General features: G+C 64.7%; 15 protein-coding genes. 7 read left to right on the top strand and 8 right to left on the bottom strand.

The genetic code is table 11. The features are described 5' to 3' along the window. Positions 1-11: 11 nt before the first annotated feature. Together ACIBG0_RS29410 and ACIBG0_RS29405 are read left to right on the top strand one after the other, a co-directional pair. Complete coding sequence (locus tag ACIBG0_RS29410) at positions 12-350, top strand: antibiotic biosynthesis monooxygenase family protein (protein ID WP_397036740.1); 339 nt, start codon at positions 12-14, stop codon at positions 348-350. An 84-nt stretch (positions 351-434) separates the two neighbouring features. Beyond that, a complete protein-coding gene (locus ACIBG0_RS29405) occupies positions 435-2,816 on the top strand; it encodes a HelD family protein (RefSeq protein WP_397036738.1) in 2,382 nt (793 codons plus the stop codon). Positions 2,817-2,873: 57 nt separating this feature from the next. Here the strand turns inward: ACIBG0_RS29405 and ACIBG0_RS29400 are convergent, their stop codons facing one another. The 3 genes from ACIBG0_RS29400 to ACIBG0_RS29390 all read right to left on the bottom strand — a co-directional run bounded on the left by ACIBG0_RS29400 (position 2,874) and on the right by ACIBG0_RS29390 (position 5,253). After that, the gene (locus tag ACIBG0_RS29400) at positions 2,874-3,326 is read right to left on the bottom strand and encodes a universal stress protein (RefSeq protein WP_397036737.1); all 453 of its coding nucleotides are present in this window, start codon (positions 3,324-3,326) and stop codon (positions 2,874-2,876) included. Between the two features lie 550 nt (positions 3,327-3,876). Further along, a complete protein-coding gene (locus ACIBG0_RS29395) occupies positions 3,877-4,293 on the bottom strand; it encodes a DoxX family protein (protein ID WP_397036735.1) in 417 nt (138 codons plus the stop codon). 78 nt (positions 4,294-4,371) lie between these two features. Beyond that, positions 4,372-5,253, bottom strand: a complete 882-nt coding sequence (locus ACIBG0_RS29390; RefSeq protein ID WP_397036733.1) for a DUF6597 domain-containing transcriptional factor — start codon at positions 5,251-5,253, stop codon at positions 4,372-4,374. A gap of 53 nt (positions 5,254-5,306) precedes the next feature. On the opposite strand from ACIBG0_RS29390, the gene ACIBG0_RS29385 reads away from it, so the two are divergent. After that, positions 5,307-5,786, top strand: coding sequence for a VOC family protein (locus ACIBG0_RS29385; protein WP_397036731.1), 480 nt, complete (start codon positions 5,307-5,309; stop codon positions 5,784-5,786). 37 nt (positions 5,787-5,823) lie between these two features. On the opposite strand, the gene uvrB is transcribed toward ACIBG0_RS29385, so the two are convergent. Then, on the bottom strand, positions 5,824-8,007 hold the full coding sequence (gene uvrB / locus ACIBG0_RS29380) for an excinuclease ABC subunit UvrB (RefSeq protein ID WP_397036730.1): 2,184 nt from the start codon (positions 8,005-8,007) through the stop codon (positions 5,824-5,826). Between the two features lie 352 nt (positions 8,008-8,359). Between uvrB and ACIBG0_RS29375 the strand changes: the two genes are divergently transcribed. Both ACIBG0_RS29375 and ACIBG0_RS29370 read left to right on the top strand, forming a co-directional pair. After that, positions 8,360-9,004, top strand: a complete 645-nt coding sequence (locus ACIBG0_RS29375; protein ID WP_397036728.1) for a DUF402 domain-containing protein — start codon at positions 8,360-8,362, stop codon at positions 9,002-9,004. 75 nt (positions 9,005-9,079) lie between these two features. Further along, on the top strand, positions 9,080-9,604 hold the full coding sequence (locus tag ACIBG0_RS29370; protein WP_397036727.1) for a DUF402 domain-containing protein: 525 nt from the start codon (positions 9,080-9,082) through the stop codon (positions 9,602-9,604). Position 9,605: 1 nt separating this feature from the next. On the opposite strand, the gene coaE is transcribed toward ACIBG0_RS29370, so the two are convergent. Then, complete coding sequence (gene coaE, locus ACIBG0_RS29365) at positions 9,606-10,817, bottom strand: dephospho-CoA kinase (RefSeq protein ID WP_397036725.1); 1,212 nt, start codon at positions 10,815-10,817, stop codon at positions 9,606-9,608. A 295-nt stretch (positions 10,818-11,112) separates the two neighbouring features. Between coaE and ACIBG0_RS29360 the strand changes: the two genes are divergently transcribed. Then, complete coding sequence (locus ACIBG0_RS29360; protein WP_397036961.1) at positions 11,113-11,325, top strand: hypothetical protein; 213 nt, start codon at positions 11,113-11,115, stop codon at positions 11,323-11,325. 87 nt (positions 11,326-11,412) lie between these two features. Here the strand turns inward: ACIBG0_RS29360 and ACIBG0_RS29355 are convergent, their stop codons facing one another. From ACIBG0_RS29355 to rpsA, 3 genes are all read right to left on the bottom strand, one after another. After that, entirely contained in the window at positions 11,413-12,957 is a 1,545-nt protein-coding gene (locus tag ACIBG0_RS29355) for a phospholipase C (RefSeq protein ID WP_397036724.1), read from the bottom strand. A 161-nt stretch (positions 12,958-13,118) separates the two neighbouring features. Next, positions 13,119-14,552, bottom strand: coding sequence for an SPFH domain-containing protein (locus tag ACIBG0_RS29350; RefSeq protein ID WP_397036722.1), 1,434 nt, complete (start codon positions 14,550-14,552; stop codon positions 13,119-13,121). A 97-nt stretch (positions 14,553-14,649) separates the two neighbouring features. After that, positions 14,650-16,119, bottom strand: coding sequence for a 30S ribosomal protein S1 (rpsA, locus tag ACIBG0_RS29345; RefSeq protein ID WP_397036720.1), 1,470 nt, complete (start codon positions 16,117-16,119; stop codon positions 14,650-14,652). A 290-nt stretch (positions 16,120-16,409) separates the two neighbouring features. Here rpsA and ACIBG0_RS29340 point away from each other — a divergent pair, with 290 nt between their 5' ends. Next, the gene (locus tag ACIBG0_RS29340; protein ID WP_397036718.1) at positions 16,410-17,264 is read left to right on the top strand and encodes a class I SAM-dependent methyltransferase; all 855 of its coding nucleotides are present in this window, start codon (positions 16,410-16,412) and stop codon (positions 17,262-17,264) included. Positions 17,265-17,428: the final 164 nt, after the last annotated feature.

The following is a 17,428-nucleotide window of genomic DNA, read 5'->3' as shown; positions in this document are numbered from 1 at the left end:
GGATTTCGGCGATGATCATCGAACACGCGCTGTTGCCCGTCCGTCCCGCCGAATCGGCGGCATTCGAGGCGGCATTCGCCGAGGCCAGGCCGATTATCGCGAGTATGCCGGGCTTGCTGTCGCTATCGCTGTCCCGATGCGTCGAGACGCCCGGCACATATTTGCTGCTGGTCGGATGGGAACAGTTGAGCGACCATATTGATGGCTTCCGCGGGTCCGCCGAATATCAGCGCTGGAAGCAACTACTGCACCACTTCTACGAACCGTTCCCCCTCGTCCAACACTTCACGCCGGTCCTGACCACGGACCCGCTACCTGCGGTTACAGCGAGCCCGCCGAACCAGCAGTAGACTCGAAAACTCTGTTTTCAATGGCGTTCGCGTGCACCGTGACCTGCGTGTGCACCGGCTCATCGCGGTGACAAGGAGTTCAGTTTGCCCGACCGCCTCACTCAGGATCGTGCCGCACACGACGGCGCCCCCGAGCGGAACCGCGAGATCGACCAGGAGCAGGCCTACCTGTCCGTACTCTATGAACGACTCGACGATATGCGCGAATACGCCAAGAAGCGGCTGCGCACCGTCCTGCTGGAAACCGGCGGCACCCCGCAGGCCCGCAGCGAGCGCGAATCCTTCAGCCAGCTCTACTCCGAGGACCTGGCCAAATACGACGCCGCCGAACACGGCCTGTGTTTCGGCCGCATCGACCTCGACGGCAGTGGAGTTTCAAGCGACCCGCAAGCAGTCGCCAGCGGCCAGGACGGCGAATACCGCTATATCGGCAGGCTCGGCATCCTCGACGAGAAGGACGACTACGAGACGCTGCTGCTGGATTGGCGCGCGCCGCTGGCCCGTCCGTTCTATCTCGCGACGACCGCCGCACCGGACGGGGTGATCCGGCGTCGACATATCCGGTCCCGCAATCGGCGGGTCACGGCCATCAATGACGAATACCTCGATCTAGACGCCGCCCGGACCGCGGGCGTCACCGATGGCGAGGGCGGAGTCGGCAGCGAAAGCGCATTGCTCTCGGCGCTCAATGCCGCGCGCACCGGCCATATGAACGACATCGTCGAGACCATCCAGAGCGAGCAGGACGCGATCATTCGCTCCGAGCACAAGAGCGTGCTGGTGGTCCAGGGCGGTCCGGGCACCGGCAAGACCGCCGTCGCACTGCACCGTGCGGCCTACCTGCTCTACACCTACCGTCAGCAGTTGGCCAAGAGCGGCGTGCTGATCATCGGCCCGAACGCCACCTTCCTCGATTACATCGGCCAAGTGCTGCCATCACTCGGAGAGACCGGCGTGCTGCTGTCCACCATCGGCGATCTGTATCCGGGAGTGAAGGCGACCCGCGAGGATTCGCTGCGCGCCGGTGCGGTCAAGGGATCGCTGGCCATGTTGGAGGTGCTCAAGCAGGCGGTGCGCGACCGTCAAGAGGTACCCGCCGAGCCGATCCGCCTGGCTTTCGACGGCTACCCGGTCACGCTCGATCGCAAGGTCGCCACCAAGGCGCGCGGCCGGGCCCGCTCTTCGCGGCGCCCGCACAATCTGGCCCGGCCGATCTTCGCGTCCTCGGTCATCGATGCACTCACCGAGCAGCTGGCCCAGACCATGGGCGCGGATCTGTCCGGCGGACACCGGGGGATGGCAGGAGGCGCAGCCGACGGGGCGGGTAAGGAGAGTCTGCTCAGCCGAACCGATCTTGCCGAGATCCGCGACGAAATGCGCGCCGATCCGCAGATCCAGGCGGCCATCGGCAAGCTCTGGCCGATCCTGTCGCCGCAGGAGGTGCTCGCGGATCTGCTGGCCGATCCGAAGCGACTCGACCGTGCCGCGAGCAGTTTGGATCCGGCCGACCGGGCCGAGCTGGCGCGCTCGGACAACGGCGAATTCAGTGCGGCGGACGCACCGCTGCTCGACGAACTCGCCGAACTGCTCGGCATCGACGACACCGAGGAACGCGAACGCGCCCGCCGCCGCTGGCGGGCGCAGTTGGCCGAGGCGCAGGACGCACTCGACATCCTGACCGGTTCGGCGCCACAGGATCTGGAAGACGATCTCGATCCGGAGATCCTGATGGCCTATGACCTGATCGACGCCAGCCAGCTGGCCGAACGCCAGGATGTGCGCAGCCGGCAAACCACCGCGGAACGCGCGGCGGGCGACCGCAATTGGGCCTATGGCCATGTGATTGTCGATGAGGCGCAAGAACTTTCGGAGATGGCCTGGCGAATGGTGATGCGCCGCATACCGAACCGGTGGGTCACGGTGGTCGGCGATGTCGCGCAGACCGGCGATCCGGCGGGCGCTTCTTCCTGGCAGCGGATGCTGGAACCCTATGTGGCACAACGGTGGAAGCTGACCGAGTTGACCGTGAACTACCGGACCCCGGCGGAGATCATGGCGGTCGCGGCCGATGTGCTCGCCGAGATCGATCCGGATGCGGCGGTGCCGCGTTCGGTGCGGGAGACGGGTGTGCGACCGCGTGCCCACGCCGTCGATGCGAGCGAATTACGCAGTGCGGTAACGCAATTGGTAGCCACGGAGACCGGCCCGGGTACCACGGCCGTCATCACGCCGCATGAGATGGTCGCAGACTTCGCCGGGTTGGCGGGCGAATCGGTCCGGGTGCTCACTGTGCACGAGGTCAAGGGCCTGGAATTCGATGCGGTCTATTTGGTGGAACCGCAGGGCATTCTCGACGAATCGCCGCGTGGAATGAACGATCTGTACGTGGCGCTGACCCGGGCGACCCAGCGACTCGGAGTCGTGCACACCGGTGACCTGCCATCGGTGCTCAGCACACTGGATTGACGAGAACGACAGCCGCGCATTCGGTGGAATGCGCGGCTGTCGTTTCGGCTTTGTCGCTTACCTGACCGTGTGCACGATCAGCACATCGGAGCGGGACTTGCGCGCCACATCCGAGGGCACCGAACCGAGCAACCGGCCGGCCAGGGTGTTCAGGCCACGGTTACCGACGACCAGCAGATCGGCCTCGACCTCCTTGACGAGCGCGAGCAGCGATTCGACGGGCTCACCCACGATCCCACGCTCGACGATGTCCTTGGCGCCCTCCGCGGTCGCGCGGTCGCGGGCGGTGCGCAGGATCTCGTTGGTCGGCGCTGAGCCGCGCACCTGGTAGGCCTCGTCCTTGAGCACGTCGGCGGCGGCGGCCACATCGCGATCGTCGGTCGGGTAGTACGCGCAGGCCACGACCAAGGTCGCACCCGCGGCGGCGGCCAGCGAGGCGGCCTTGTCGACGGCGACGTACGACGAGTCCGAGCCATCGGTACCGACGACAATGGTCCGGTAGGCGGTCATGCCTCCACCTCGCTAGCGCTCGGCTCCGGCATGACCGCCTGTGGCGCTGCGCCCATGGTTCGCTCGCTTCGCTCCCTCACGGCTTTCTCCTCCAACTTATATGGTGTCGGGTGCCTGCGCCGATACCACGTGAAGTCGTGGCACCCGCGCGGCGACTGGGGTCGACCATAGCGGCAAATCGGCCGGAAATAGCAGAAATCGCAACACATCACACTGCGGGAGTTCCGGCTTTACCGACTCGGGTTCATCCGACGAATGCCACAGGGCCTTTGCGACCTGGGCGGATCCAATTTCCAGGTCCCTAACTTGTGATCGATCACAACCGACCCGAACATTCTTGTGCCCCTGGGATATTCATCACATTTACCCGACCGCAGCCGCTATACGACGGCAACGTCGGCCCGACCGCGACCGGTAAGAACGCACCCAGCCGGGCCGACGCCATACACCCGGCTCCGCAGTTACCGTGGCGGAGCTCCGTCGACGCCAAAACATCGATCGTGACTATACGGCTCACAATATCGACGAGTGCGGCACAATTCCGGTCGCTCTACAGACCGGCGAAAAGCGGTCCGGTGATGGTCAATCCGAGTTCGTCGACATGCGCGAAGAACGCGAACAACATCAGCGACGCGCCAGCGAGCGCGAGATCCTTGTTGAAGTGGATCATCTCGCCCTGTTTGGCCTGTGGATCGGTCTCCCGCCAGAACTGGTGCATCAGCAATGCCGTCGGCACCAGCATGATCACGAGCAACAGCGCCCCGAGGTCGGCCCATACACCGAGCAATACGCTGAGACCGCCGACCGCGAGTACGACACCACCGGCCAGCACCGCGACCCTGGCCTGCGGCAAGCCGCGACTCTGCGCATATTCGGTCATCGCGTCGGTCTGCGTGAAATGCCCGAATGCGGAACTCAAGAACAACACCACGAAAAGTACGCGCCCTATCAAGACCAAGACATCCATCGCCACTCCTCACTCGCCGATGTGAAGGGCCGATTCCGATTCGCGCTCGAATGGGACGAACGCGAACGGTCCTGCGAACTACATTCGCGTCGGAACGACCTTCGAAGTCACTTCGTTACGGGAGCGTAGCGAATTCTTGGCGTACTCCAGTGGAGCCATTCCGACTTCCGCGGTGAACTCCCGCGAGAAATGCGCTTGATCGAAATAACCCAACTCGGTGGCCAGAGCGGCCAGATCTTCGATGCGGCCGCGCGCGAGTAGATCGGCGCCGTCCTGGAGCCGGTATCGGCGCAGCACCCATTTCGGTCCGGCACCGACATAGCGCCGGAACATCCGCTGCAATGTGCGGATCGGGATATCGAACCGATCGGTGACCTGATCGACCCGGGTCAGCTCCAAGTCGTGTTCCATGGCGGCAACGATGCGCAGGACCAATCGATAGTTGGGATCGGCCGCCGCCTTTCGGCCTATCAGGAAATCCTCGATTATGCTGCGGCGCTTGATATCCGAGGATTCGGCCAATACCCGCTCGGCCAGACCAGCGGCTTCGGGCAGCACGTCCGTCAGCGGCACGGCGGTGTCCCGGAACGCACCGACATCCAATCCGGTGAACGCGCCGAATCCGCCGGCACGAAAGCGTGCGCCGAAGGTTTCGCCCGCACCGCTGAGCTCCCGGACGAACTTGGTCGTACAGACGCCATTGACGAAACCGCCGGTGCGGGTTTCGCTGCGTTCGAAGGTGACGTTCACGCACGGGAACGGCAGCACCTCGGCGCAGTACGGCGGCCGACCGGTCAGGTCCCAGGCCACCGACCAATACCACTCGACGAACCGCCCGACCTCCGGTCCGGCCGACAACCGCGCCAGCGAGCGATGTCTGGCCTGCTCGCCGGGATGCAGAATGCCCTTCATGTTGTCGGGCGCGGGCACCGGAACCGGCCCGTCGGATGCGACGGTCACGGCTGTCGCTTTCTTACAAGACCACTTCGACGCGCTCGACGAGGCTTATCGGCATGAGCGAAACAACGAACACCGTGAACCCCATCGCCGAGGGCTACCACTCCATCACCTGCTTCCTTGCTGTCCCTGACGGCAATAAGGCAATCGAGTTCTACACCAACGTTTTCGAGGCGAAGGTGATCAGCCGCAACGATCTGCCCGACGGGCAGCCCGCGCACGCCGAACTCCAGATCGGCGACTCGACCCTGCAACTGGGCATGCCCATTCCGGACAACAACGTCTTGGCTCCCAATGGCGAATGGGTGCACACCTCGATCGTGCACTACTGCCCCGATGTCGATGCGGTCATCAAGCGGGCCATCGAGCACGGCGCCCGCAGCGCGGAGGAGCCGCAGACCTTTGTCACCGGTGACCGTTTCGGCGTTGTCCTCGACCCCTTCGGCCACCGCTGGGCGGTGCTGACCAAGGTCGAGGACGTTTCGCGCGAAGAGGCCGAGCGCCGCGTCAACGAATGGCTGGCCACCCAGAGCTGAGCCACGCCGAGTCCGGCGGCGTCGAAGATGCCGCCGCTCAACTCAACCCCGCGGCATCCATCCCGCGCAGTTCCTTCTTCAGATCCGCGATTTCGTCCCGCAGCCGACCCGCCAATTCGAATTGCAACTCGCGGGCCGCGTTCATCATCTGCGCGGTCAGTTCCTTGACCAGATCGGCCAATTCGGCCCGCGGCATGGACTTGACGTCGCGGCCCTCGTACACACCCGCGCTGACCGCGCGCCCCGGCTCGCCCTGGGCGCGGCGGCCCCGGCTGGCATTGCGACCGGAACCGCCGACGGCCACCTCGCTGTCGTCGGCTTCCTGATACACCTGATCCAGGATGTCGGCGATCTTCTTGCGCAGCGGCTGCGGGTCGATGCCCATCGATTCGTTGTAAGCGATCTGCTTGGCCCGGCGGCGATCGGTCTCCTCGATGGCGTGCCGCATGGAGTCGGTGATCTTGTCCGCGTACATGTGCACTTCACCGGAGACGTTGCGCGCCGCGCGGCCGATGGTCTGGATGAGGCTGGTGCTGCTGCGCAGGAAGCCCTCCTTATCCGCGTCCAGGATCGCCACCAACGACACCTCGGGCAGGTCGAGGCCCTCGCGGAGCAGGTTGATGCCGACCAGTACGTCGTACTCGCCCAAGCGCAGCTGTCGCAGCAGTTCCACCCGGCGCAACGTGTCGATCTCCGAATGCAGATACCGCACCCGGACGCCGAGTCCGAGCAGATAGTCGGTGAGGTCTTCGGACATCTTCTTGGTCAGCGTGGTGACGAGCACCCGTTCGTCACGCTCGGTCCGCAGCCGGATCTCGTGCACCAGGTCATCGATCTGCCCCTTGGTCGGCTTGACGACGACCTGCGGATCGACCAGACCCGTCGGCCGGATCACCTGCTCGACCACCTCACCACCGGCCTGACCGAGTTCGTACGGACCCGGGGTGGCCGACAGATAGACCGCCTGTCCGATCCGCTCGGCGAATTCCTCCCAGGTGAGCGGTCGGTTATCGATCGCCGACGGCAGCCTGAATCCGTACTCGACCAGATTGCGCTTACGCGACATATCGCCCTCGTACATGCCGCCGATCTGCGGAACGGTGACATGCGACTCGTCGATGACGAGTAGGAAGTCGTCCGGGAAATAGTCCAGCAGCGTCGCGGGTGCCGACCCCGCCGGACGCCCGTCGATATGGCGCGAGTAGTTCTCGATGCCCGAGCAGAATCCGACCTGGCGGATCATCTCCAGGTCGTACTGGGTTCGCATGCGCAGTCGCTGCGCCTCCAGCAGTTTGCCCTGGCGGTCGAACTCGGCCAGCCGCTGTTCCAATTCGGCTTCGATATCGCCCACGGCGCGTTCCATCCGCTCCGGCCCGGCGACATAGTGCGTGGCCGGGAAGATCCGGACAGTATCGACCTGCCGCACCACATCGCCGGTGAGCGGATGCAGGTAGTACAGCGCCTCGATCTCGTCGCCGAAGAATTCGATGCGCACCGCGAGTTCCTCGTAGGACGGGATGATCTCGACCGTGTCACCGCGCACCCGGAACGAACCGCGGGTGAAGGACATGTCGTTGCGGGTGTACTGCACGTCGACCAGCAGCCGCAGGAATGCGTCGCGATCGATTTCGGTGCCGACATCCAGCTGCACCGACCGATCCAGATACGACTGCGGCGTACCGAGACCGTAGATGCACGACACCGACGCGACCACCACGACATCGCGCCGTGAGAGGAGACTCGAGGTGGCCGAATGCCGCAGCCGCTCGACGTCGTCGTTGATCGAGCTGTCCTTCTCGATATAGGTATCGGTCTGCGCGATATAAGCCTCGGGTTGGTAGTAGTCGTAGTACGAGACGAAGTACTCGACGGCATTGTTGGGCAACATCTCTCGCAGCTCATTGGCCAGCTGCGCGGCGAGAGTCTTGTTCGGCGCCATCACCAGCGTGGGCCGCTGCAGCCGCTCGATCAGCCATGCGGTGGTGGCCGATTTACCGGTGCCGGTCGCGCCGAGCAGCACCACATCACGCTCACCCGCCTTGATGCGGCGCTCCAGTTCGGCGATGGCGGCGGGCTGATCGCCGGCCGGCTGATGTTCGCTGACGACCTGGAACTGCCCATCGGCCCGCTCGATGTCCCCGACCGGCCGGAACTCCGAATGTGCCAGCGGGGTGCCCCGGTCCTCGTAGCCTTCCGCCGGGATTTCGGTTGCGAATGCCATGGTCACCAGCCTAGGCGCAGGCACCGACAGATTCTGTGGTCCGCCTGATCCGCCGCCGCCCGCCTCGTCGCCGGATTATGATCGGCGTACCCTTTCGCGATCTGGCGCACCACCGGGCACCCCGGCCGATGCGCAATCTGCTACCTGTCCTATAGGACAGGTAAACAGACGTTAATGTCTGTGCCACAACAAGATTCGGCAACTTCTCTCCATCGGCGAACCGACCCCGGCAGGTGTAGCCTGGGTTGGTTGTCGGACATGAGGATGAGGCCATGAGCGAGCGAAGCGAGCGGTCAATAAACACAGCCGCGAGAGCGGTCATGTCGGAGCCGAGCGTCAGCGAGGTGCAGGCATGAGCGCTCTGATTCCATTGCTTGCCGCCGCGCCCGCTGTGACCGGTATCGCCGGTTACGTTGCGCGTGACTTCCGGGGGCTCGCGCCCCTGATCCAGCCAACCACTACCGACGCCGCACCGGGATCGCCGATGACCACCACTCAGCTAAGACCGAAGATTGAACATTTCAATATCGCCGAGCTGACCATGACCGACCCCAAGGGTTTCGTGCGCCCGATCGATCGCGTGCACGTCGAGCCGTGGGGCCTGTACGTGGCACGCACCGTCGGCGGTCAACGGATCCAATACATGGAGACCTGGCTGCTGCCCGAACTCTGGTTGCGCGTGACGATCGTGCATTACCAGCCCGGACATCACCGCGACCTGGACTATTGCCTGCATATCGGCGAGTACACGCGCATCGAGCCCAAGCGCTGGAAGTCCATGGACCAGTACCTCGAGATCGCGGTGCGCCACTCCCGCGCGGCCGAACTGCGGGGCGTGGACGATCTGCTGGCCGCCCATTCGGCCGGTCTGATCGATACGACGCATGCGCATCACGCGCTGGACCGGGCGACCAAGGCCATGGAGGGCCTGGCGGCGCACGGTCACGAGGTCGAGCCCTGGCTTGCCACCAAGGAGATCACACTGACCTGGATGTAGCGCGAGTCACGCGGAGTCTGCCCAACCGTTGACGTACCACTCGACGGCGCGGCAACGGCGGTAGATTCTATTTGCATGACACAGGCACCATCAGTGGACGTGCACAGGCCCAAGGTCGAATACTTCAACGTCGCGGACCTGACGAACACGGACCCGAAGGGCTTCGTCCGGCCGGTCGAGCGCTACCGGACCGAGCCGTGGGGCCTGTACATGGCGCGCACCTCGGATCACCCGCAGTTCCACTACATCGAGTCGTGGCTGCTGCCAACACTCGCCATTCGGGTGACGATCTTCCACTATCACCCCGCGCATCAACGCGATCAGGACTACTACCTCGATCTGGGCCAATACATCCAGGTCGCCCCGAAGAAGTGGAAGTCGGTGGACCACTACCTCGATCTCGTGGTGCGCTCGGGACGTGAGATCGAACTGCTCGACGTGGATGAGTTACTCGCCGCACACACCGCGGGTTTCATCACCCTGCCCGAAGCCCAGGCCGCCATCGAACACGCGTCCATCGCGATCGATGGCATCGCCGCCAACGGCTACTCTCTCGACCGCTGGCTCGAGACCCTCGACATCACGCTGACCTGGCTGTAGCTCAGCGTTCCACGCTGTCGCGCCAGGCCGCCGCCCGCACGTAGGCAGCGTCGAACCACGGTTCCTTCACCTCCAGATATGCCAGCGTCGCCGCCTCGCCGGTCAGCCCGGCCGCCTTGGCCTCGCCCTCGCGCTTCACCTCCAAATACTCCACACGCACCGCTGCGTCGGCGATCAGCCAGTCCCGGAACAGCAACGCGAATTCCTGCCCCGGGGAACCCGCAACCCGGATATGCACATTCGCCAACCGCCCCGGATCGGCACTCTGGTGAAACCGCTTGGCCCACAATGCCCTATCGCTGCCAGTCGGATCTGCGGCCGTCGGCTTCGGATTGTCGGCTGCGATATCGGGCCGCACCGGAAAACCGGCTGCCCCCAACGCATCTCGCAACCCATCGGCGGCCGCCAGATCCGCCACGGTGATCTGCAGATCGATGACATCCTTTGCGGGCAGTCCCGGCACCGCGGTGGAGCCGATGTGGTCGATCCGCGAGGCCGCTGCCCCGCACGCCACCCACAGTCGGGCGATCAGCCGCTGCGCCTGCGTCGCCCACTCCGGATTCGCCGGAACAAGGCGCAACTCCCTGCGCCGTGCCGGTGTCGCGGTGCGCAGGTTCTGCTCGAACGGCACCAGCCGTTGCGCCCACAACTGCCGAACAACCGGATCAATGGCCCCCGGCTCACCGCTATTGTCCAACAGCACATCGGCGACGGCGTGGCGCTGTTCATCGGTGGCCTGCGCCGAAATACGCGCCCGGGCATCCGATTCGGAAACACCCCGGAATTCCACCAGTCGCCGTATCCGAGTTTCCGCGGGCACATCGACGATCAATACAAGATTCATCAACGGCGCCAGACCGTTTTCCACCAGAAGTGGAATATCTTGAACGAGAATCGCGTCCGACGGCGCGGCGGAAATCAATTCGGTCGTTCGTTTACCGACCAATGGATGGACAATCGAATTCAACGTGGCACGCGCTTCGTCGGATCCGAATGCCTTGGCCGCCAGCGCCGGCCGATCGAGGCTGCCATCGACGGCGAGTATGTCGGGGCCGAAGGCCGCCACCAACGCCGCGAGGCCCTCGGTGCCCGGTTCGACGACCTCCCTGGCGATCACATCGGAATCGACGATCACCGCGCCGAGATCGGCGAGAATCCGCGCCACCGTCGACTTGCCCGCTCCCATGCCTCCGGTGAGGCCGATCCGTAACATTCGACCAGTCTCGCATCCGCGATGTCGCGTCGAACGCAACCCCCTGCGCGCGCAATCCACCCAATCGGCCGGAATACCCACTCACGCCGCGCATTCCACCATCTGAAACGCCATTTGCCCGATCCGTGACTAGGCCGAGACCATCTCGCAACATTTCCGGTCGATTCCCGTCCCTGAACCACACTTTCCGACACGCCGAGGCAATTACTCGTGCAAAATACTGTGCCGAACACTTTCGTTCGACTAATCTTCGCCGTGGCGATCCAGGCCAGTACCAGCAAGCAAAGGAACATCATTGGGCACCAAAATCAACCAGGTGGGTCGCCACCGCCTGGGTAAGGCGGGGAGCATGCACTGCATCAAGCACCCCGCCGTCGCGGCAGCGCTCGCCGAGCACCGCCGCTCGTGGTTCACCGCTTTGATCAGCCCCGCTCGGCACAGCTTCGCGGCCATGCGAAAACGCTCCGCCGCCGCGACCGCGTACTGGGTGCCTGCGACCGCCAGCTGACTCTGCCGCCCATCTGGTCATAAACCTCCGGTGACCCAGCCCTATCAGGGCTGGGTCACTTCGTGCTGCCGCTCCGCCTTACGCGGCCTAGCCCCGCACGACGCCACTCGGACGGCGTCGCGAACCAGGTTGCTGGGTCGGCATCTGGTTCGGCGGCACCGGATACGGAAAACCCGAGACCTCGGTGCCCAGTGCGATATTCGGGCCGCATTGGGCGATCGCGGCATCCATCTTCGGCTTCGGATCGCTCAGCACCGGCTTGGCCGCATCTGGGGTCGAGCCGAAGTCGAAGGCCGAGGTCATGTCGCCGGTGACGCTGCGTCGCCACCGGGTCAGATTCGGCACCTCGACGCCGAAGCGGGTCTCCAGCAGCCGCAGCTGGGAGGTGTGATCGAAGGTCTCCGAGGCGACCAGCCCGCCGCGGCTGTACGGCGAAATCACCAGGCCGGGGACGCGATATCCCAAACCGATCGGACCTGCGATACCTTTCGATGCCTTCACCCCGTCCAACGGCACTGTGACGAATTCACCCGGTGTGCCCGCTGGCGCGGTGGGTGGGGTGACGTGGTCGAAGAAGCCGCCGTTCTCGTCATAGCTGATGATCAGCGCGGTCTTCTCCCACACCTTCGGATTGGAGGTGAGGATATCGAGCAGTTGCACGATGCCGTACGCGCCGAAGGCCGCGGGCAGCGCGGGATGTTCGCAGTTGATCAACGACGGGATCACCCAGGACACCGCGGGCAACGTGTCGTTGGCGACATCGGCTTGAAAGTCATTGGGGTACACCGGCGCAAGACCACGTCGGGCCAATTCGGAATTCGGATCCGCGGATTGGGTGAAACAGCCGAGCATGCCGTCCAGGATCACCGAGGACAGCGGGCCCACATCACGGTTATTGTAGATCTTCCAGCTGACGCCAGCCTCGGAGAGATTCTCCGGGTAGGTGCGCCAATTGAAGACGTGCTGAGGTATCAGCGTGGGCGTCTCCAGCAGCGGACCACCCGCCACACCGTCCGGGTCGATGGTGGCACTGATCCAGTACAGCCGGTTCGGATCCGTCGGGCCGAGGACCGAACAGTGGTAGTTGTCGCAGATGGTGAACGCATCGGCGAGTTCGTGGTGGATCGGAATGTCCTCGCGCAGGTAGTAACCCATGGCCGCTGGCGCATTCGCCGGGCCGACACTGGCTATGGACATCGGCATCCACTGATCGTTGGCGCCGCCGTTCCAGGCCCGATGCATGCCGCCCCAGCTGTGATCCGGATCGTTGATGCATTCACCGTCGAGGGTCGCGCCACGGGTGGTATCGAGACGGAACGGGTTCACGAAGCCGTCCGGGGTCGGACCGATACCGGGTGTCCAGCCGTACTGCTGCCAGGCCTTCGACGCCTCACCGAAGCCGCGCACGCCGGACATGGTGCCGAAATAATGATCGAAGGAACGGTTCTCCTGCATGAGCAGCACGAAATGCTCGATATCGCCGAGACCTCCGGTCCCGGCCGGATCGGCCGCGTAGGCGCGTTCGATGATCGGATCGGCCCAGGACGCCAGCGCGCCCACCGCTCCGGCCGCGGCGGCCTTCGCCAGGAACTGCCTACGGTTGAGACCGCTGAACGGACTCGCTGCGCACATGCGTGGTGTTCCCTCTCATCCAAGCTGATTCGTCGGGCTCGATCTTGCCAGCGCGCTACCGACTCGCCTGCACCCTATCGGTAAGTGGTGCAGGCGTTCCGGTGAAATTGGTCAATTGTCCGACTCGTCGCTATCGGCGTTTCACTGAGTCCAGCGCGGACCTACTCGTCGAACTCGGCTCGGCTCTCGCTCACCGGCCGTGCCGCAGACCATATTTCGAGCACCCGCGTCAGCTGCCCGATGAGCGCGGACAGCCCGGACAGATCCCCACCAATTTGGTACGTCGTCAACTCACCGGGCGTCGGCAATTGCGCGACGATCTGCGGCAGCGAATCGACCAGCTGCGCCTGCGTGGCCGCGGCCGAACGGTGATTCGTATTGTCGATCCGAATCCGATCCCGTTCCAGATCGAGCAGCGCGTCATCATGCGCCGCCCGCGCGCGCCGGGCCGCGACCGCGATCTCACCGTCGAGCTCGAGCTCCCGCAATTCCAGCTTCCTGCGCAGGTTTTCGGCCTGTTCGGCATGCTGCTCGCGCTCCAACCGCAGCGCATGCAGTGCGGTCTCCTTGGCCAGATCGGCCACCGCGCGCTGATCGTCGTGCTCGCGGGTCGTGCGCCGCAGCTGTTCGGCCGTCTCACGGTCGAAGCGCACGGCCTCGTTGCGCGCCCGAAGTTCGGCCAATTCCCGCTCGTTCTCGAGCCTGCGTTCCTCGGCGACCCGAATCGCCTCGGTCTCACGTGCCGAAAGTACTTCCTGCGCAGCGATTTCGGCGAGGCGGGCGATCTGGTTCTGTTCGCTGCGATAGGGCTTCTGCAGGTTCTCCCACAGCGTCGCGGAACTAACCACCGCCTCCTTGATCTGCACCGTGACAATGCGCAGACCGAGGCCACGATCGCTGTCCGCCTTGGTATTTCGATCGGCGCTGCCCTCGGCGACCGCCCGCAGCCGCGCGGTCAATTCCTCGATGATCGGCTGTTTATCGCTGAGCACATCGCGCACGCCCATCGTGGAGACCTTGTCCTTGATGGCCGCCTCGGCCTGCTCACGCAGCTGAATATTGACCAGCCGCATGGGATCTTCGGCATCGGAGAAGTCCAACTTGCGGTAGGCGGTGGCGAAGTCCTCGATGATCCACTGCACATAGCCCTGCACCAGCACGCCCTGCAGTTCACCGCAGATGCAGTAGGCGTTGATGAGAATCATCTGCATCGCCCCCGGCACAACGAGATACGAATCCGTCGCGGGATTGAAGCGGAACGACACCCCGAGCCCGATATGCAGTGGTTCGCCGCGACCACGCCGGGTGTGCACGACAAAGGCATTGGGCGGCACCAAAACCGTTTGCCAGCGCCAGAATCCGGTGACCCGGACCTCCACCGGCCCCGTACCGCTGCCCTGCGGTGTCGGTACGACCCGTTCGGCGCGCTTGGCGATGGCGCCGCGCCGCGCCGGACCGGCCGGTGCCGCCGGCGCCGCGGCCGCCGCCATCGGCGCCGGGGCGGCGGGTTTGCGGCTGCGCAGGTCACCTTCCAGCGCCGCCTGCTGCGCCACCACTTGGTCGAGATAATCGTTTTTGCCCGGATTGCTCCCCATGTCCGGGCACACTACCGGTTGCCGCAAGCCGAAGGCCCCGGTCCGATTGGACCGGGGCCTTCGCTACTGCGCTGTTGAATCCGGGTGTTACCGGGAATCAGGCGTTGCCGGAGAGCTTCTCACGCAGGGCCGCGAGCTGAGCGTCGCTGGCGAGCGAACCGCCAGCGGACTCGGCCTGACCGGAGGACGCCTGCGTACCGCTCTCGGAGGAGTAGTTGCCCGACGCGCCGCCACCGTTCGCGGCCTCGGCCGCGGCGTCGGCCGCCATCTTCTCCATCTGCGCGGTGTGCATCTTGTGGCGACGCTCCGCCTCGGCGTAGCGACCTTCCCACTCTTCGCGCTGCTTGTCGAAGCCCTCGAGCCACTCGTTGGTGTCGGGATCGAAGCCCTCGGGGAAGATGTAGTTGCCCTGGTCGTCGTAGCTGTCGGCCATGCCGTACTTCGACGGGTCGAACTCGGCGTGGTAGTCCTCGTTCGCCTGCTTCAGCGACAGCGAGATCCGGCGACGCTCCAGGTCGATGTCGATGACCTTGACCATCGCATCGTCGCCGACCGCGACGACCTGGTCCGGGACCTCCACGTGGCGCTCGGCCAGCTCGGAGATGTGCACCAGGCCCTCGATGCCCTCTTCGACGCGCACGAACGCACCGAACGGAACCAGCTTGGTGACCTTGCCCGGTACGATCTGGCCGATCGCGTGGGTGCGGGCGAACTGACGCCACGGGTCTTCCTGGGTCGCCTTGAGCGACAGCGAAACCCGCTCGCGGTCCAGATCGACGTCGAGGACCTCGACGGTGACCTCGTTGCCGACCTCGACAACCTCGGACGGGTGGTCGATGTGTTTCCAGGACAGCTCGGAGACGTGCACCAGACCGTCGACACCGCCGAGATCGACGAACGCGCCGAAGTTGACGATCGAGGAGACCACACCCTTGCGGACCTGGCCCTTCTGCAGCTGGTGCAGGAACTCGCTGCGGACCTCGGACTGGGTCTGCTCGAGCCAGGCGCGGCGGGACAGGACCACATTGTTGCGGTTCTTGTCCAGCTCGATGATCTTGGCCTCGATCTCCTTGCCGACGTACGGCTGCAGGTCGCGGACCCGGCGCATCTCGACCAGGGAGGCCGGGAGGAAGCCGCGCAGACCGATGTCGAGGATCAGACCGCCCTTGACGACCTCGATGACGGTGCCCTTGACGGCCTCGTCCTTCTCCTTGAGCTCCTCGATGGTGCCCCACGCCCGCTCGTACTGCGCCCGCTTCTTCGACAGGATCAGGCGGCCTTCCTTGTCCTCCTTGGTGAGAACAAGAGCCTCGACCTCATCGCCCACGGAAACGACCTCATTCGGGTCGACATCGTGCTTGATGGAGAGTTCGCGAGAGGGGATGACGCCTTCGGTCTTGTAACCGATGTCGAGCAGGACCTCGTCGCGATCGACCTTGACGATGGTTCCTTCCACGATGTCGCCATCGTTGAAGTACTTGATCGTGGCGTCGATGGCGGCGAGGAAGTCCTCGGCGGAGCCGATATCGTTGACGGCTACCTGCGGCGAGGTGACGGTGGTGGGCATATGTCGGTTTGCTCCGGACGGATTGTGGTCGGTTGCGGACATTGGAACTTTCGGTACGCTGCGATCTCACCGCGATGACGCGACGTGACGGACATAATGAACGTACCGCACGCGATCGCTTGTGAAACTCAGCACGGGTGTTGCCGTTACTTCTGTACAGTTGCCCCCGCAGATTGTTACTGCAATGACACCGGTACGGCAGTACCCACGACACTCGCGCGTTCAGCGTACGCGACCTTGGTCCAGCCGGGCAAACCGGTCCCGACGCCACGCCGGGATAGTCTGACGGCGTGTCGGAAGATCGCCATACGCAGGCAAATGCACTGCTCGGAACCACCGCGACCGCGCGGACCAGAATCGGTTCGGCCGCCAGTCAGCAGGCCAGTCGGCGCTGGTGGGACGCCGATGCCGACCAGTATCACGAAACCCATGCCGACTTTCTCGGCGTGGACTCTCCCGAGGGCGAGTTCATCTGGTGCCCTGAGGGCTTGCACGAGGGCGATATGCATTTTCTCGGCGAGGTCTCGGGTAAGCGGATCCTCGAGATCGGATGCGGATCCGCACCGTGTTCGCGCTGGTTGGCCGGGCAGGGGGCGCAGCCGGTAGGACTCGATCTGTCGATGGGGATGCTCGCGCGCGGACTCGCGGCAATGGCGCGCGGCGGGCCGCGGGTGCCGTTGGTGCAGGCGGGGGCCGAGGCACTGCCGTTCGCCGATGAATCCTTCGATCTGGCGTGTTCGTCGTTCGGCGCGGTGCCGTTCGTCGCGGACTCCGAACTGGTGATGCGCGAGGTTGCGCGGGTGTTGCGGCCCGGCGGTCGCTGGGTGTTCTCGGTGAACCATCCGATGCGCTGGATATTTCCGGACGACCCCGGACCCGCCGGTCTGACCGCCGCTATCCCCTATTTCGACCGCACACCGTATGTGGAGGTCGACAGCGCGGGCACGCCGACCTACGTCGAACACCACCGGACCATCGGCGATCGAGTGCGCGAGATCGTCGCCGCCGGGCTGCTGCTCGACGACATCGTCGAACCGGACTGGCCGGAATGGCTGGAGCGGGAATGGGGTCAGTGGAGTCCGCTGCGGGGTGAGTTGTTCCCCGGCACCGCCATCTTCGTCACCCACAAACCGACCAACACGTAGTTCTCAGAACGCAGGGAGCGCCGCGAAGTCGAGATCGAGACGGCGGCAGGGAAGGTATAGCCGCCCGGCAATTCGCCTTCGGCACGGTGCGCGAGGCGGCAATGACCATGCCACGCACGCAGTGCCCGATCGGCAACATCCACCGTTCGCCGCCGATGAACTGC

Origin of the sequence: Nocardia sp. NPDC050630 (assembly GCF_044457245.1) — a bacterium.
Taxonomy (GTDB): Bacteria; Actinomycetota; Actinomycetes; order Mycobacteriales; family Mycobacteriaceae; genus Nocardia.
This window is presented reverse-complemented; position numbering and strand designations above follow the sequence as displayed.

Excerpts from the sequence above, each read along its gene's own strand:
- ACIBG0_RS29410 (WP_397036740.1), top strand. The coding sequence starts at position 12 with ATGATCATCGAACACGCGCTGTTGCCCGTCCGTCCCGCCGAATCGGCG.
- ACIBG0_RS29400 (WP_397036737.1), bottom strand. The coding sequence starts at position 3,326 with ATGACCGCCTACCGGACCATTGTCGTCGGTACCGATGGCTCGGACTCG.
- ACIBG0_RS29395 (WP_397036735.1), bottom strand. The coding sequence starts at position 4,293 with ATGGATGTCTTGGTCTTGATAGGGCGCGTACTTTTCGTGGTGTTGTTC.
- ACIBG0_RS29385 (WP_397036731.1), top strand. The coding sequence starts at position 5,307 with ATGAGCGAAACAACGAACACCGTGAACCCCATCGCCGAGGGCTACCAC.
- uvrB (WP_397036730.1), bottom strand. The coding sequence starts at position 8,007 with ATGGCATTCGCAACCGAAATCCCGGCGGAAGGCTACGAGGACCGGGGC.
- ACIBG0_RS29375 (WP_397036728.1), top strand. The coding sequence starts at position 8,360 with ATGAGCGCTCTGATTCCATTGCTTGCCGCCGCGCCCGCTGTGACCGGT.
- ACIBG0_RS29370 (WP_397036727.1), top strand. The coding sequence starts at position 9,080 with ATGACACAGGCACCATCAGTGGACGTGCACAGGCCCAAGGTCGAATAC.
- coaE (WP_397036725.1), bottom strand. The coding sequence starts at position 10,817 with ATGTTACGGATCGGCCTCACCGGAGGCATGGGAGCGGGCAAGTCGACG.
- ACIBG0_RS29355 (WP_397036724.1), bottom strand. The coding sequence starts at position 12,957 with ATGTGCGCAGCGAGTCCGTTCAGCGGTCTCAACCGTAGGCAGTTCCTG.
- ACIBG0_RS29350 (WP_397036722.1), bottom strand. The coding sequence starts at position 14,552 with ATGGGGAGCAATCCGGGCAAAAACGATTATCTCGACCAAGTGGTGGCG.
- rpsA (WP_397036720.1), bottom strand. The coding sequence starts at position 16,119 with ATGCCCACCACCGTCACCTCGCCGCAGGTAGCCGTCAACGATATCGGC.